The sequence below is a fragment of the Streptomyces sp. NPDC002588 genome (assembly GCF_040295925.1).
Lineage (GTDB): Bacteria > Actinomycetota > Actinomycetes > Streptomycetales > Streptomycetaceae > Streptomyces.
This window is the reverse complement of record NZ_JBEOWF010000016.1, coordinates 107,101-119,767: the sequence shown is the minus strand read 5'-3', so window position 1 is coordinate 119,767 and position 12,667 is coordinate 107,101. Positions and strand designations below refer to the sequence as shown.

General features: G+C 72.1%; 12 protein-coding genes and 2 pseudogenes. 9 read left to right on the top strand and 5 right to left on the bottom strand.

All coding sequences use genetic code 11. From position 1 onward, the window contains the following. Position 1 precedes the first annotated feature (1 nt). Entirely contained in the window at positions 2-1,393 is a 1,392-nt protein-coding gene (locus tag ABT057_RS20110; protein WP_352344422.1) for an FAD-dependent oxidoreductase, read from the top strand. A gap of 15 nt (positions 1,394-1,408) precedes the next feature. Here the strand turns inward: ABT057_RS20110 and ABT057_RS20105 are convergent, their stop codons facing one another. Continuing rightward, on the bottom strand, positions 1,409-1,678 hold the full coding sequence (locus ABT057_RS20105; protein WP_352344421.1) for a hypothetical protein: 270 nt from the start codon (positions 1,676-1,678) through the stop codon (positions 1,409-1,411). 126 nt (positions 1,679-1,804) lie between these two features. Here ABT057_RS20105 and ABT057_RS20100 point away from each other — a divergent pair, with 126 nt between their 5' ends. Continuing rightward, positions 1,805-2,617 (top strand): rhomboid family intramembrane serine protease, encoded by an 813-nt coding sequence (locus ABT057_RS20100; protein ID WP_352344420.1) that lies wholly within the window; start codon positions 1,805-1,807, stop codon positions 2,615-2,617. A gap of 1 nt (position 2,618) precedes the next feature. Here ABT057_RS20100 and hemE read toward each other — a convergent pair whose 3' ends face one another. Beyond that, entirely contained in the window at positions 2,619-3,686 is a 1,068-nt protein-coding gene (hemE, locus tag ABT057_RS20095) for a uroporphyrinogen decarboxylase (RefSeq protein ID WP_352344419.1), read from the bottom strand. Between the two features lie 152 nt (positions 3,687-3,838). Here hemE and ABT057_RS20090 point away from each other — a divergent pair, with 152 nt between their 5' ends. The 3 genes from ABT057_RS20090 (at position 3,839) to ABT057_RS20080 (ending at position 6,961) form a co-directional block, all read left to right on the top strand. Next, positions 3,839-4,516: a DUF3000 domain-containing protein gene (locus ABT057_RS20090; RefSeq protein WP_352344418.1), complete on the top strand. Its 678-nt coding sequence runs from the start codon at positions 3,839-3,841 to the stop codon at positions 4,514-4,516. Positions 4,517-4,804: 288 nt separating this feature from the next. After that, complete coding sequence (locus ABT057_RS20085; RefSeq protein ID WP_189715754.1) at positions 4,805-5,467, top strand: response regulator transcription factor; 663 nt, start codon at positions 4,805-4,807, stop codon at positions 5,465-5,467. Between the two features lie 204 nt (positions 5,468-5,671). Next, positions 5,672-6,961, top strand: coding sequence for a ribonuclease D (locus ABT057_RS20080; protein WP_352344417.1), 1,290 nt, complete (start codon positions 5,672-5,674; stop codon positions 6,959-6,961). Positions 6,962-6,972: 11 nt separating this feature from the next. On the opposite strand, the pseudogene ABT057_RS20075 reads toward ABT057_RS20080, so the two are convergent. Further along, positions 6,973-7,107, bottom strand: a pseudogene (locus ABT057_RS20075) (carbohydrate ABC transporter permease); the annotation flags it as partial. Positions 7,108-7,303: 196 nt separating this feature from the next. On the opposite strand from ABT057_RS20075, the gene ABT057_RS20070 reads away from it, so the two are divergent. Together ABT057_RS20070 and ABT057_RS20065 are read left to right on the top strand one after the other, a co-directional pair. Then, positions 7,304-8,521: a thiolase family protein gene (locus ABT057_RS20070; protein ID WP_352344416.1), complete on the top strand. Its 1,218-nt coding sequence runs from the start codon at positions 7,304-7,306 to the stop codon at positions 8,519-8,521. Next, positions 8,518-10,647 carry a 3-hydroxyacyl-CoA dehydrogenase NAD-binding domain-containing protein gene (locus tag ABT057_RS20065; protein ID WP_352344415.1) on the top strand — a complete coding sequence of 710 codons (2,130 nt, stop codon included), beginning with the start codon at positions 8,518-8,520 and terminating at the stop codon, positions 10,645-10,647. Before ABT057_RS20070 ends, ABT057_RS20065 begins: the two co-directional genes overlap by 4 nt. Before the next feature lie 56 nt (positions 10,648-10,703). Here the strand turns inward: ABT057_RS20065 and ABT057_RS20060 are convergent, their stop codons facing one another. Then, on the bottom strand, positions 10,704-10,913 hold the full coding sequence (locus tag ABT057_RS20060; protein WP_352344414.1) for a hypothetical protein: 210 nt from the start codon (positions 10,911-10,913) through the stop codon (positions 10,704-10,706). Between the two features lie 84 nt (positions 10,914-10,997). Between ABT057_RS20060 and ABT057_RS20055 the strand changes: the two are divergent. Further along, positions 10,998-11,135 (top strand): annotated as a pseudogene (locus tag ABT057_RS20055) (LCP family protein); the annotation flags it as partial. A 30-nt stretch (positions 11,136-11,165) separates the two neighbouring features. Here the strand turns inward: ABT057_RS20055 and ABT057_RS20050 are convergent. Continuing rightward, positions 11,166-12,182 (bottom strand): PLL family lectin, encoded by a 1,017-nt coding sequence (locus ABT057_RS20050; RefSeq protein WP_352344413.1) that lies wholly within the window; start codon positions 12,180-12,182, stop codon positions 11,166-11,168. Positions 12,183-12,283: 101 nt separating this feature from the next. Here ABT057_RS20050 and ABT057_RS20045 point away from each other — a divergent pair, with 101 nt between their 5' ends. Continuing rightward, positions 12,284-12,664 (top strand): NTP pyrophosphohydrolase, encoded by a 381-nt coding sequence (locus ABT057_RS20045; protein WP_352344412.1) that lies wholly within the window; start codon positions 12,284-12,286, stop codon positions 12,662-12,664. The last annotated feature ends 3 nt before the right edge of the window (positions 12,665-12,667 follow it).

Sequence of the window (12,667 nt, the reverse complement as noted above, 5' to 3'; positions counted from 1 at the left end):
CATGAGCATGGAGCGACTGGTGGTGATCGGCGGGGACGCCGTGGGCATGTCCGCGGCGTCCCAGGCCCGCCGGCTGAAGGGCCCCGAAGAGCTGGAGATCGTGGCCTTCGAACGCGGCCACTTCACGTCGTACTCCGCGTGCGGCATCCCGTACTGGGTGGGCGGCGACGTCACCGAGCGGGACGACCTCATCGCCCGCACCCCCGAGGAGCACCGGGCGCGCGGGATCGGCCTGCGGCTGCGGACCGAGGTCACGGAGATCGACGTGGCCGGGCGGCGGGTACACGCGCGTGACCTCGATTCCGGGGCCGGGCCGGGGTACTGGACGTCGTACGACAAGCTCGTCATCGCGACCGGGGCGCGTCCGGTCCGGCCCGGCCTGCCGGGGATGGACGCGCGGGGCGTGCACGGGGTGCAGACCCTGGACGACGGGCAGGCGCTGCTCGACACGCTGGCACGCGCGCGTGGGAAGCGGGCGGTGGTCGTCGGCGCGGGCTACATCGGGGTGGAGATGGCCGAGGCGCTCATCAAGCACGGCTTCGAGGTGACGGTCGTCAACCGCGGCAGCGAGCCGATGTCGACCCTGGACCCCGACATGGGCCGTCTCGTCCACGAGGCCATGGAGGGCCTGGGCGTCGCCATGGTGAACGACGCCGAGGTCACCGAACTGCTCACCGACCGGGACGGCCGGGTGCGGGCGGTGGTCACGAAGGACGCCGAGTACCCCGCGGACGTGGTGGTCCTCGGCATCGGCGTCCGCCCGGAGACGGCCCTCGCCGAGGCCGCCGGCCTGCCGCTCGGCGCGCACGGCGGTCTGCTCACCGATCTGGCGATGCGGGTGCGCGGCCCCCTGGCCGACGGGACGGTCTGGGCGGGCGGTGACTGCGTGGAGGTCCTCGACCTGGTGTCCGGCCAGGAGCGTCACATCGCCCTCGGCACCCACGCCAACAAGCACGGCCAGGTCATCGGCACCAACGTCGGCGGCGGCTACGCCACCTTCCCCGGCGTCGTCGGCACCGCCGTCAGCAAGGTCTGCGATCTGGAGATCGCCCGCACGGGCCTGCGCGAGAAGGACGCGCGCAGGGCGGGCCTCCAGTACGAGACGGTCACGATCGAGTCCACCAGCCGGGCCGGCTACTACCCCGGTGCCTCCCCCATGACGGTCAAGATGCTCGCCGAACGCAGAACGGGCCGTCTGCTGGGCGTCCAGATCGTCGGGAGGGAGGGCGCGGCCAAGCGGGTCGACATCGCGGCGGTGGCCCTGACGGCCGGGATGACGGTGGAACAGATGACAGCCCTGGACCTGGGCTACGCGCCGCCGTTCAGCCCGGTGTGGGACCCGGTCCTGGTGGCGGCGCGAAAGGCGGCGGCAAAGGTACGAGGGGCCGGATAGCCGGCCCGCCGCTCCTCAGGCCGTCCCGCTGAGCCTCGGCAGGGTGGAGACCGGCGCCGCGGCGGGCTGTTCCATCGGCTTGGCGTGCGCGGCGGCCGCGGGCCGGGTACGCAGCCGGTGCGACACCGCCTCGTCCAGCGTCACCGGCCGCTGCATCTGCGAAGCCAGCCGCCCGGCCTCCTGGCCGAGCCGTGCCACGTCCTCCCACGGCAGCCTGATGACAAGTGCGATCTCCGCCTCGCCGTCGGGCGTGGCGTGCATCGGGGGAGTAACTCGGTCGTTCATTCGCCTGTTCCTCACGTCGTCCCCGCGCCCCGCCTTCCCCGGGTCACGGGCGGTTGCCGGTTCATACGCACGGCCACAGAGGCGTGTTCACCGATTCGCCCACGGAATCGAGGGCAGTACTTCCTTGTGGTCATCCCCGTCCATGACGTGAACCCCGTGCGCCGCACGCCGGTGGTGACGTACGCGCTGATCGCCGCGAACGTCCTCGTGTTCCTGTTCATGCCCGGCCTGTCCGGCTCCGTGGCCGGTGACAGCGGGCTGGCCCAGACATGCCATCTGCACGCCTTCCTGGAGCACTACGCGGCCGTACCGCGCGAGTTGATCCACCATCAGCTCCCCCAGCTCGTCCCGACCGGAGACACACGGGCGGGAGGCTGCGCGGTGGGCCCGCCGGGCTACGAGAAATCCCCGGTCCTGAGCGTCCTCACCGCGATGTTCCTGCACGGCGGCTGGCTGCACCTGCTGGGCAACATGCTGTTCCTGCTGATCTTCGGGAACAACGTCGAGGACCGCATGGGCCACGTCCGCTTCGCACTGTTCTACGTCGCCTGCGGCTACGCGGCGTCGTACGGCTTCGCGGTGCTGAACGCCGACTCGACGGACCCGCTGATCGGCGCGTCGGGGGCGATCGCGGGGGTACTGGGCGCCTATCTGGTGCTGTACCCGAAGGCCAGGGTGTGGGTGCTCGTGCCGTTCCTGGTGTTCCTGCCGCTGCGGCTGCCCGCCTGGCTGGTGCTGGGCTTCTGGTTCGGGCTCCAGGCGGTGTACTCCTCCGGGGAGGGCGTCTCCGGCGGCGGCACCGTGGCGTACGCCGCCCATGTGGTCGGCTTCCTCGCCGGCATGCTCCTCGCCTGGCCCCTCAAGCCGGGCACGCCTCCGCCCCCGGAACCGCGCGGCCTGCTGTTCGGCAGACGGGCGCGGCCCCGGCACACCTGGTGACTCAGCGCGCGGTCCGTGTGTGCACGTACTCGACGAGGCGGGTCAGCGCGTCGGGGTCGGTGGACGGCATCACACCGTGGCCCAGGTTGAAGACGTGGCCCTCGAGCCCCGCGGCCTTCTCAAGGACCTCGCGGGTCTCGGTCTCGACGGCCTCGGTGCCGGCGAACAGGACGGTCGGGTCGAGGTTGCCCTGGAGCGCCTTGCCGGGGCCGACGCGGCGGGCGGCCTCGTCGAGCGGGACGCGCCAGTCGACACCGACGACGTCCGCGCCGGCCTCGCCCATGAGCTTCAGCAGCTCTCCGGTGCCCACACCGAAGTGGATGCGCGGGACGCCGTAGCCCTCCACCGCGCGGAAGACCTTGGCGGAGGCGGGCAGCGCCGAGCGGCGGTAGTCGGCGGGGGCGAGCGCGCCGGCCCAGGAGTCGAACAGCTGGACGGCGCTCGCGCCCGCCTCGATCTGGACCTTCAGGAAGGCGGCCGTGATGTCGGCGAGCCGGTCGAGCAGGTCGGCCCAGAGCTCCGGGTCGCCGTACATCATCGCCTTGGCGTTCTCGTAGGTGCGCGAGGGGCCGCCCTCGACGAGGTAGCTCGCGAGGGTGAAAGGAGCGCCCGCGAAGCCGATCAGCGGGGTGGCGCCGAGCTCGGCGGTGAGCAGACCGACGGCCTCGGTGACGTAGGAGACGTCCTCGGGGGTGAGGTCGCGCAGCTGCGCGAGGTCGGCGCGGGTGCGGATCGGGGTCTCGACGACCGGGCCGACGCCGGGCTTGATGTCGAGGTCGATGCCGATGGCCTTGAGCGGGACGACGATGTCGCTGTAGTAGATCGCCGCGTCCACGCCGTGCCGGCGGACCGGCTGGAGGGTGATCTCGGTGACCAGCTCGGGGCGCATGCAGGAGTCGAGCATCGGGATGCCCTCGCGGACCTTGCGGTACTCCGGCAGGGAGCGTCCGGCCTGCCGCATGAACCACACCGGGGTGTGCGGCACGGATTCACGCCTGCACGCCCTGAGGAAGGCGCTGTCGTACGTCGCTGTCGGCTGCCGGCCCGCAGGGCTCTCGTTCACGCTCACACGGGCAAGTCTCCCACGGCCGGGTGAGCGGCTTCGCCGCCCCTTCGCGGCCCGCGGTCCGTGTGCTTGTTCGCCCAGCGCGCAGCCGTCCGATGGCCCCGCGCGGGTGTCTTGCCCTGCGCGAAGGCCCCGTTCCCCTTAATCTTCCCCGCATGGCTGCGGCTCAGGGACGACTGTCGGACGGCGCTGGCGAGATGGACGACGCGAACGGGGGGGACCGGGATGAGAGCAGGTCGGCGCCATCCGCGCCGTTGCCTTTCCGGACCGCCGTCGAAGCGTTGAAGGGCGCGCGGCTGCGGCCGCAGATCGAGATCGATCCGACACCGGCTCCCAAGCGGCTCGCGCCGTTCGCGTACGCGCTGGAGGCGACGGTCGTGGACGGCGAGCAGGATCTGGCCGACGGCCGGCTGGTGCTGCTGCACGATCCGGACGGGCACGACGCCTGGCGCGGCACCTTCCGGCTGGTGACCCTGATCCGGGCCGAGCTGGAGCCGGAGATGGCCACCGACCCGCTGCTGCCGGAGGTGTGCTGGTCCTGGCTGACCGGTGCGCTGCAGGCGCGCGGGCTGGGGTACGGCGAGCCGAGCGGGACGGTCACGCGGGCGAGCTCGCACTACTTCGGCGGCCTCGCGGAGCGCCCGGCGAACTCGCAGATCGAGATCCGGGCCTCCTGGACGCCCCGCGAGGGGCTGGGCGGGGTGCCGGACTCGGCGGCGCATCTGGCGTCCTGGTGCGATCTGCTGGCCCAGGTGGCGGGGCTGCCGCCGGCCGGGCCGGGCGACGCGTCGGTGGTGACGCTGCCGCAGCGGCGGGACCCGCAGTCGCGCTGACGTTCCCCGGCAGTCGCCGACCGACGGGGACACCCAAACCACATTGACCATCTCTTTGTCGATACGGCCACTTTCGATCCCGTACCGCACCCACTTAAACCGATTCGATCTTCGGATGATCGATCGCATGTCCGAATTGCACGTATTGTTACTCACTAGATCGTGATCATTTTCTAAAGGACCCCTGGTTCGCTGCCGAAGACGACTGTGACCTTGAAAGCACGGTTCGTCCCGGCTTCATCCCCACGAGCCCCACGAGCCGGCCCCGTCCCCCCACCAGGAGGCCTGGTGTCCGTTCTCCTCGAGCAGCCCGCAAGCCTGGTCGCCTACCGCCCGAACAAGCCCACCGCGATGGTGGTCGTGGCCGATCCGCGCGTGCGTTCCACCGTCACCCGCCATCTGTGGGCGCTCGGTGTGCGCGACGTGATCGAGGCCTCGTCCATCGCGGAGGCTCGTCCCCGCATCGGCAACCCCCGTGACATCTGCGTGGCCGACGTCCACCTGCCCGACGGCTCCGGCCTCACCCTTCTGTCGGAGACCCGCGCCGCGGGCTGGCCCAACGGGCTCGCCCTCTCCGCCGCCGACGACATCGGCGCCGTGCGCAACGCCCTCGCGGGCGGCGTCAAGGGCTATGTCGTCACCGGCACCCGCACCAACGTCGGGCTCCCCACCCGGCCCGGCGCCGCCCCCATCGGATCCGCCGCCGCCCGTCTGCACCGCCGCCCCCCGGGTGCCCCGAGCCACCCGGGCGGCTACCGCGAGCTCTCCGGCCGTGAGGTCGAGGTGCTGCGGCTGGTCGCCGAAGGCCAGTCGAACAAGGCGATCGGCGTCTCGATGGGCCTGTCCGCGCTGACCGTCAAGAGCCACCTCGCCCGCATCGCCCGCAAGCTCGGCACGGGCGACCGCGCCGGCATGGTCGCGGTGGCCCTGCGGACCGGCATCATCCATTGAGAACACCCGTTGACACCCCCGTCGACACCCCCGTCCCGCACACCGGGAAGGGGCCGTCCGAAGCGGTCCGTTCCGGTCCGTTCACCCACTCTGCCGCTCCCTGACCACCCCCTGACCGATTCCTGACCGGTTTACGACCCTGAGGTGCCTGCCGACGGAACGTTCCGTCGGCGGGTGCCGTCCACACACGGATACCCTTGACAGGTGACCGACGCCCAAGAAACCGCAGCAGCCAGTTCACTGCGAACCACCGGAGGCGCCCCTCCGGACGACGGCGGATCAACTGCTACTCCAGTTTCCGGGGCGCCGACACCACTGCTCGAACCACGCGAGGGCATCCCCGACGTGATCGCCGACGAGGAGGCCCTCGCCGAGACGATCGCCGCCTTCGCCGCCGGCACCGGCCCGGTCGCCGTGGACGCCGAGCGCGCCTCCGGCTACCGCTACGGACAGCGCGCGTATCTGGTGCAGCTGCGCCGCGAGGGCGCCGGCAGCGCACTGATCGACCCCGTGGCCTGCCCGGATCTCTCCGGCCTCGGCGCGGCCCTCTCCGACGTCGAGTGGGTGCTGCACGCCGCCACCCAGGACCTGCCCTGCCTTCGCGCGATAGGCATGGTGCCGACGCGGCTGTTCGACACCGAGCTGGCCGGGCGGCTCGCCGGGTTCCCGCGGGTCGGCCTGGGCGCGATGGTCGAGGGCGTCCTCGGCTTCGTCCTCGAGAAGGGGCACTCCGCGGTCGACTGGTCGACCCGCCCGCTGCCGGAACCCTGGCTGCGGTACGCCGCGCTGGACGTCGAGCTCCTCGTCGACCTGCGGGACGCGCTGGAGAAGGAGCTCGACCGGCAGGGCAAGCTGGAGTGGGCCCGCCAGGAGTTCGACGCGATCGCCTCCGCCCCGCCGCCGGAGCCCCGCAAGGACCCCTGGCGGCGCACGTCCGGCATGCACAAGGTGCGCAGGCGCCGGCAGCTGGGGGTCGTCCGGGAGCTGTGGGAGACCCGGGACCGGATCGCCCAGCGGCGGGACGTCTCACCGGGCAAGGTGCTGTCGGACGCCGCCATCGTGGAGGCCGCGCTCGCCCTGCCCGCCAACGTGCACGCGCTGGCCGCGCTGAACGGCTTCGGGCACCGGACGGGGCGACGGCAGCTGGAGCAGTGGCAGGCGGCCGTCGACCGGGCGAAGTCGCTCGCCGAGGCGCAGCTGCCGCAGCCGGGACAGCCGGTCGCCGGGCCGCCGCCGCCGCGGGCCTGGGCCGACAAGGATCCGGCGGCCGCGGCCCGGCTGTCCGCGGCGCGGGCCGCCGTGTCCGGGCTGGCCGAGCAGCTCGGCATGCCCCAGGAGAACCTGATCGCTCCGGACACCGTCCGGAGGGTCTGCTGGGAGCCGCCGGCCGCGGTGGACACGGAGTCCATCACGGCCGCGCTCGTGGAGCTCGGGGCCCGTCCGTGGCAGGTGGAGCAGGTCACGCCGGTGCTGGTCGCGGCGCTGTCCGACTGAGGCCGCCGCCCCAGGAAGACGATCGGGGTCGGCAGGATCACCGGCACGGCTCCTGCCGAGATCGTCTCCCGGTGCGCCGCGCAGAGGCCCTTGAAGCGGAACGGGGACGTCGAGATCACGCCAAGATCTTGTGACGGCATACGAAGTGCTCTCGTACAGGACGTTCCGGGCCCATGCCGAGCTCCGAGCGGGTCGACCGCTGCGCCGAAGGTGTGACCTTCGCCGCTTGGACCTCCGGGACTGGGCAGCTACGTTACCGATAAGTAGCATGGGTTCTGAGCGCGCGCTCAGCGCTTGCGTGCCGCAGCAGTGCCATCCCGCACCCTCTGGAGGAGAGCCATCGTGCCTCGTACCGTCAGGGACGTCGTCTTCGTCGACGGCGTCCGTACCCCGTTCGGCAAGGCGGGCCCGAAGGGCATCTACCACGAGACCCGCGCCGACGACCTCGTCGTGAAGGCGATCCGGGAGCTGCTGCGCCGCAACCCCGGCCTCGACCCGAAGAAGGTCGACGAGGTCGCCATCGCCGCGACCACGCAGATCGGCGACCAGGGCCTGACCATCGGCCGCACCGCCGGCATCCTGGCCGGTCTGCCGACCTCCGTGCCCGGCTACTCCATCGACCGGATGTGTGCCGGCGCGCTGACCGCCGTCACCACGGTCGCCGGTTCGGTCGCCTTCGGCGCGTACGACGTCGCCATCGCGGGCGGTGTCGAGCACATGGGCCGCCACCCGATGGGCGAGGGCGTGGACCCGAACCCGCGGTTCGTCTCCGAGAAGCTGGTCGACGAGTCCGCCCTGTTCATGGGCATGACCGCGGAGAACCTGCACGACCGCTACCCGCAGATCACCAAGCTGCGCGCCGACGAGTACGCGGTGCGCTCGCAGGAGAAGGCCGCCAAGGCGTACGCCAACGGCAAGATCCAGGCCGACCTGGTGCCGGTCTCGGTCCGCCGCACCAACCCGGAGGCCGGTGAGACGGGCTGGGGCCTGGTCACCGCCGACGAGCCGATGCGTCCCGGCACCACCCTGGAGAACCTCTCCGGTCTGAAGACCCCGTTCCGCGTCCACGGCCGGGTCACCGCCGGCAACGCGGCCGGTCTGAACGACGGCGCGACCGCCTCGCTGATCGCCTCCGAGGACTTCGCCCGCGAGAACGACCTGCCGGTGAAGATGCGCCTCGTCGCGTACTCCTTCGCGGGCGTCGAGCCGGAGGTCATGGGCTACGGCCCGATCCCGGCCACGGAGAAGGCCCTCGCGCAGGCGGGTCTGTCGATCTCCGACATCGGTCTGTTCGAGATCAACGAGGCCTTCGCCGTCCAGGTCCTGGCCTTCCTCGACCACTACGGCATCGCCGACGACGACGAGCGCGTCAACCAGTACGGCGGCGCCATCGCCTTCGGCCACCCGCTCGCCTCCTCCGGCGTCCGGCTGATGACGCAGCTGGCCCGCCAGTTCGAGGAGCAGCCGCAGGTCCGCTACGGCCTGACCACCATGTGCGTCGGCTTCGGCATGGGCGCGACGGTCATCTGGGAGAACCCGCACTTCGAGGGGGACAAGTGAGCACCACCGCCGAGCTGCTGAAGGGTGCGGCCGACCTGTTCCCGGACGAGGTCGTCACAAGCGCACACGTACGCCATCTGGACCTGCCGTTCGGGGCCGGGCGCTTCGCCCTGATCACCCTGGACAACGGTCTCGACCACACCAAGCCGACCACCTTCGGCCCCGCCTCGCTCGCGAACCTGAACACCGCGATCGACCAGGTGGAGAAGGAGGCGGCGGCCGGCGAGATCGTCGGTGCCGGTGTCACCGGCAAGCCGTTCATCTTCGCCGTCGGCGCCGACCTGAAGGGCGTCGAGCTCCTCAAGGAGTACGACCACGCGCTCGCCATCGGCAAGGGCGGCCACGAGGTCTTCAAGCGCCTGTCGGGACTCGCCGTCCCCACCTTCGCGTACTACAACGGCGCGGCGATGGGCGGCGGTGTCGAGGTCGGTCTGCACTGCTCCTACCGCACGGTGTCCACGGCCCTGCCCGCCTTCTCGCTGCCCGAGGTCTTCCTCGGCCTGGTCCCCGGCTGGGGCGGCTGCACCCTGCTGCCGAACCTGATCGGCGCGGACAAGGCCGTCTCGGTGATCATCGAGAACAGTCTCAACCAGAACAAGCAGCTGGGGGGCGCCCAGGTCTACGAACTGGGCATCGCCGACGCCCTGTTCGAGGGCGCGGACTTCCTGGAGCAGTCGCTGCTCTGGACGGCGTCCGTCCTCAAGGGCGAGATCGTCGTCGACCGCCCGGTCGTCGACCGCGGTGAGGCCTGGGACCAGGCCGTCGCGCGCGGCCGGTTCGTCGCCGACTCCAAGGTGCACGGCGCGGCCCCGGCCGCCTACCGCGCGCTGGACATCATCGCCGCCGCGAAGAACGGCGACCTGCAGCAGGGCTACGACGCCGAGGACGTGGCGCTCGCCGACCTGATCATGGGCGGTGAACTGCGCGCCGGCATCTACGCGTTCAACCTGGTGCAGAAGCGCGGCAAGCGGCCGGCCGGCGCTCCGGACAAGAACCTGGCCCGTCCGGTCACCAAGGTCGGTGTCGTCGGCGCCGGTCTGATGGCCTCTCAGCTCGCCCTGCTCTTCCTGCGCCGCCTGGAGGTGCCGGTCGTGCTGACCGACATCGACCAGGAGCGCGTCGACAAGGGTGTGGGCTACGTCCACGCGGAGATCGAGAAGCTGCTCGGCAAGGGCCGGATCAACCAGGACAAGGCCAACCGTCTCAAGGCGCTGGTCTCCGGTGTCCTGGACAAGGCCGAGGGCTTCTCGGACGCGGACTTCATCATCGAAGCCGTGTTCGAGGAGATCGGTGTCAAGCAGCAGGTGTTCGCGGAGGTCGAGGCGGTCGCCCCGGCGCACGCGATCCTCGCGACGAACACCTCCTCGCTGTCGGTGACGGAGATGGCGTCGAAGCTCCAGCACCCCGAGCGGGTCGTCGGCTTCCACTTCTTCAACCCGGTCGCGATCCTGCCCCTGCTGGAGATCGTGCGGGGCGAGGCGACCGACGACGCGTCGCTGGCCACCGCCTTCGCCGTCGCCAAGAAGCTGAAGAAGACCGCGGTCCTGGTGAAGGACGCCCCGGCGTTCGTCGTGAACCGCATCCTGACCCGCTTCATGGGCGAGATCCAGAACGTCATCGACGAGGGCACCCCGGTCGAGGTCGCGGAGAAGGCGGTGGAGCCGCTGGGCCTGCCGATGTCCCCGCTCGTCCTGCTCGAGCTGGTCGGTCCCGCGATCGGTCTGCACGTCTCGGAGACCCTCAACCGGGCCTTCCCGGACCGCTTCACGGTCTCCCCGAACCTCGCGGCCGTCGTCAAGGCGGGCAAGCGCGGCTTCTACGTCTACGACAGCGGGAAGCCGGAGCTCGACCCGGAGGTCGCCGCGCTGCTGAAGCAGGGCGACGTCGTCCTGAGCGAGGAGCAGGTCCGCGAGCGCGTCCTGGACGCGGTGGCGCAGGAGATCGGGCTCATGCTCGACGAGGGCGTCGTCGCCGAGGCCCAGGACATCGACCTCTGCCTGATCACGGGCGCGGGCTGGCCCTTCCACCTGGGCGGCATCACGCCGTACCTGGACCGCGAGGGCGTCTCCGAGCGGGTGACCGGCAAGCGGTTCCTGGCGGCCGGCGTGGCGTCGGTTCCGGCGTAACCGTCGCACTGATGTGAAGAGGGCCTCCGCCGGTACGGCGGAGGCCCTCTCTCATGTCAGCCGAGGGAAGTCCACGGTCCGGACTCGGGCGACCCCTGGGCGAGTTGACGGGCGGCGGCGAGGCGGCCGTCGGCGCCGAGGACCGCGATGACGGCGCGGCCCAGGGCGTCGAAGGCAGCGGCGGGCGCGCCGGTGATCGTGCCGCCCGGTCCGGTGGCCGGCAGCTCGCGCCAGGGTTCGTCGCCGGGCAGGAAGCGGTGGGCCACACCCCCCTGGTCGCCGCGGGTGACGACGAGCGTGCCGGTCTCGGGGGACGGCGAGGCGGTGACGGCCGGGTTGCCGGGGTGGCGGTGGCGTACGACAAGACCGACCCGAAACGGGTCGTGGCCGCCGAGCCGCAGGCGTCGACCCTGTGGAAGGCGATCCGCTCCGACCCGGAGATCCCCGAGTCGGCGAAGAAGTCCCCGGTGACCGGCGGGAGTTCGTGACCTCCTGACCTCGTGCCGCGGCTCTGCCGGTCAGACCGGGCGCCAGGCCTCCAGGGCCAGGCCCGGTTCGTCCTTGCGGCAGGTGATCAGCAGGTCGCCCGTGGACGGTGACAGGGCGGCGGCGACGACCCGGCCGGCCTCGTCGACGGCGAGCGACACCTCGGCGTCGGTGGGGAGTTGAGGCCCGGAGTCGGTCCACCAGGCGCCGGCCGCCTCCTGTTCGGTGGGGTAGGCGGCGAAGGCGACCCGGCCGGAGGCCGACCGCTGGGCGAGCAACGTGCAGTCGTGGCCGTCGAGTTCACAGCGCACGGCGGCGACCGGGCCCGGACCGGCCGCGGCCAGCAGCGAGACGGGCTTGTCGCCGGGGCGCCAGGCGCACAGGTCGCCGGACTCGTCGGTGAAGAACAGCGTCGTGCGCTGCGGCGAGGTGGCCAGCGCGCGCAGTGTCCCGGACCGGACCCGCGCCTCCAACGCCTCCTCCAGCACCGGCTGCGCCCCCGGCTCCTCCTGCACCCAGTGCAGCAGGGCCCCGGGCACCGAGGCGTACACCTCGACGCGGCCGGACTCCCCGGTCACGGCCGCGAGCCCGTCGTGCAGGCCGTTCCCCTTGAGGTCGCACCACGGTTCCCAGCCGCCCTTCTCCTTCTGGGCGACCATGCTCAGACCGGTCCCTCTGTTGCGGACGAAGACATGCGCGCGTCCCTCGGCGTCGACCGCGACCGCGGGGGTGCCGGTGCGGTCGCCCTTGTTGTCGGGGTGCCCGATCGGGGTCCAGTCCAGGGCCGCCAGACGGGGCCGGAAGTGGGTCGAGTGCACCAGGCCGGCCTCGTGGGAGCGGGTCGGCCGCCAGGCGGCCAGATGGGCGTACGCGTCGGCGCCGTGCCCGATCGCGGCGACCGGGTGCAGTTTCTGGTCGCCTCCCGTCCTGCGTGCGGGCCCCCAGGCGCCGCCCGGCCCGCTCTCCGCGCGGCACAGGACGGCGTCGCCCGAGGACAGATAGACACTGAGCCTGCCGTCGCGGCCGCGTATGAACCAGTCGCCGTTCACCGGATCACTGTAAAACGCCGTGCGGCCCGGCATGCCGTGCGGGGCGTCACACGGGTCCGTCCGTCCGCCCCGTGCACCGCTCCCCGTGCGACGCTTTCCCCATGAGCGACCTCGGCCACGACTCTCCTCTGCTGGTGATCGTCGACGCGGCGAACGTCGTGGGCTCGGTGCCCGACGGCTGGTGGCGGGACCGCCACGGCGCGGCCGTCCGGCTCCGGGACCGGCTGGCGGCGGAGGGTCTGCCCGGCCATGACGGCCCGGTGGAGTTCGTCCTCGTCGTCGAGGGTGCGGCCCGCGGGGTGGAGTCCGTGCCCGGCGTGCCGGTCGAGGCGGCGCCCGGCAGCGGCGACGACCACATCGTCGCCCTGGTCGCCCGCCACGCCGGACGGCCCCGCCTGGTGGTCACGGCGGACCGGGAACTGCGGCGACGCGTGACGGAGTTGGGCGCGGAGGTCACCGGCCCCCGGGCGGTACGCCCTTGATCG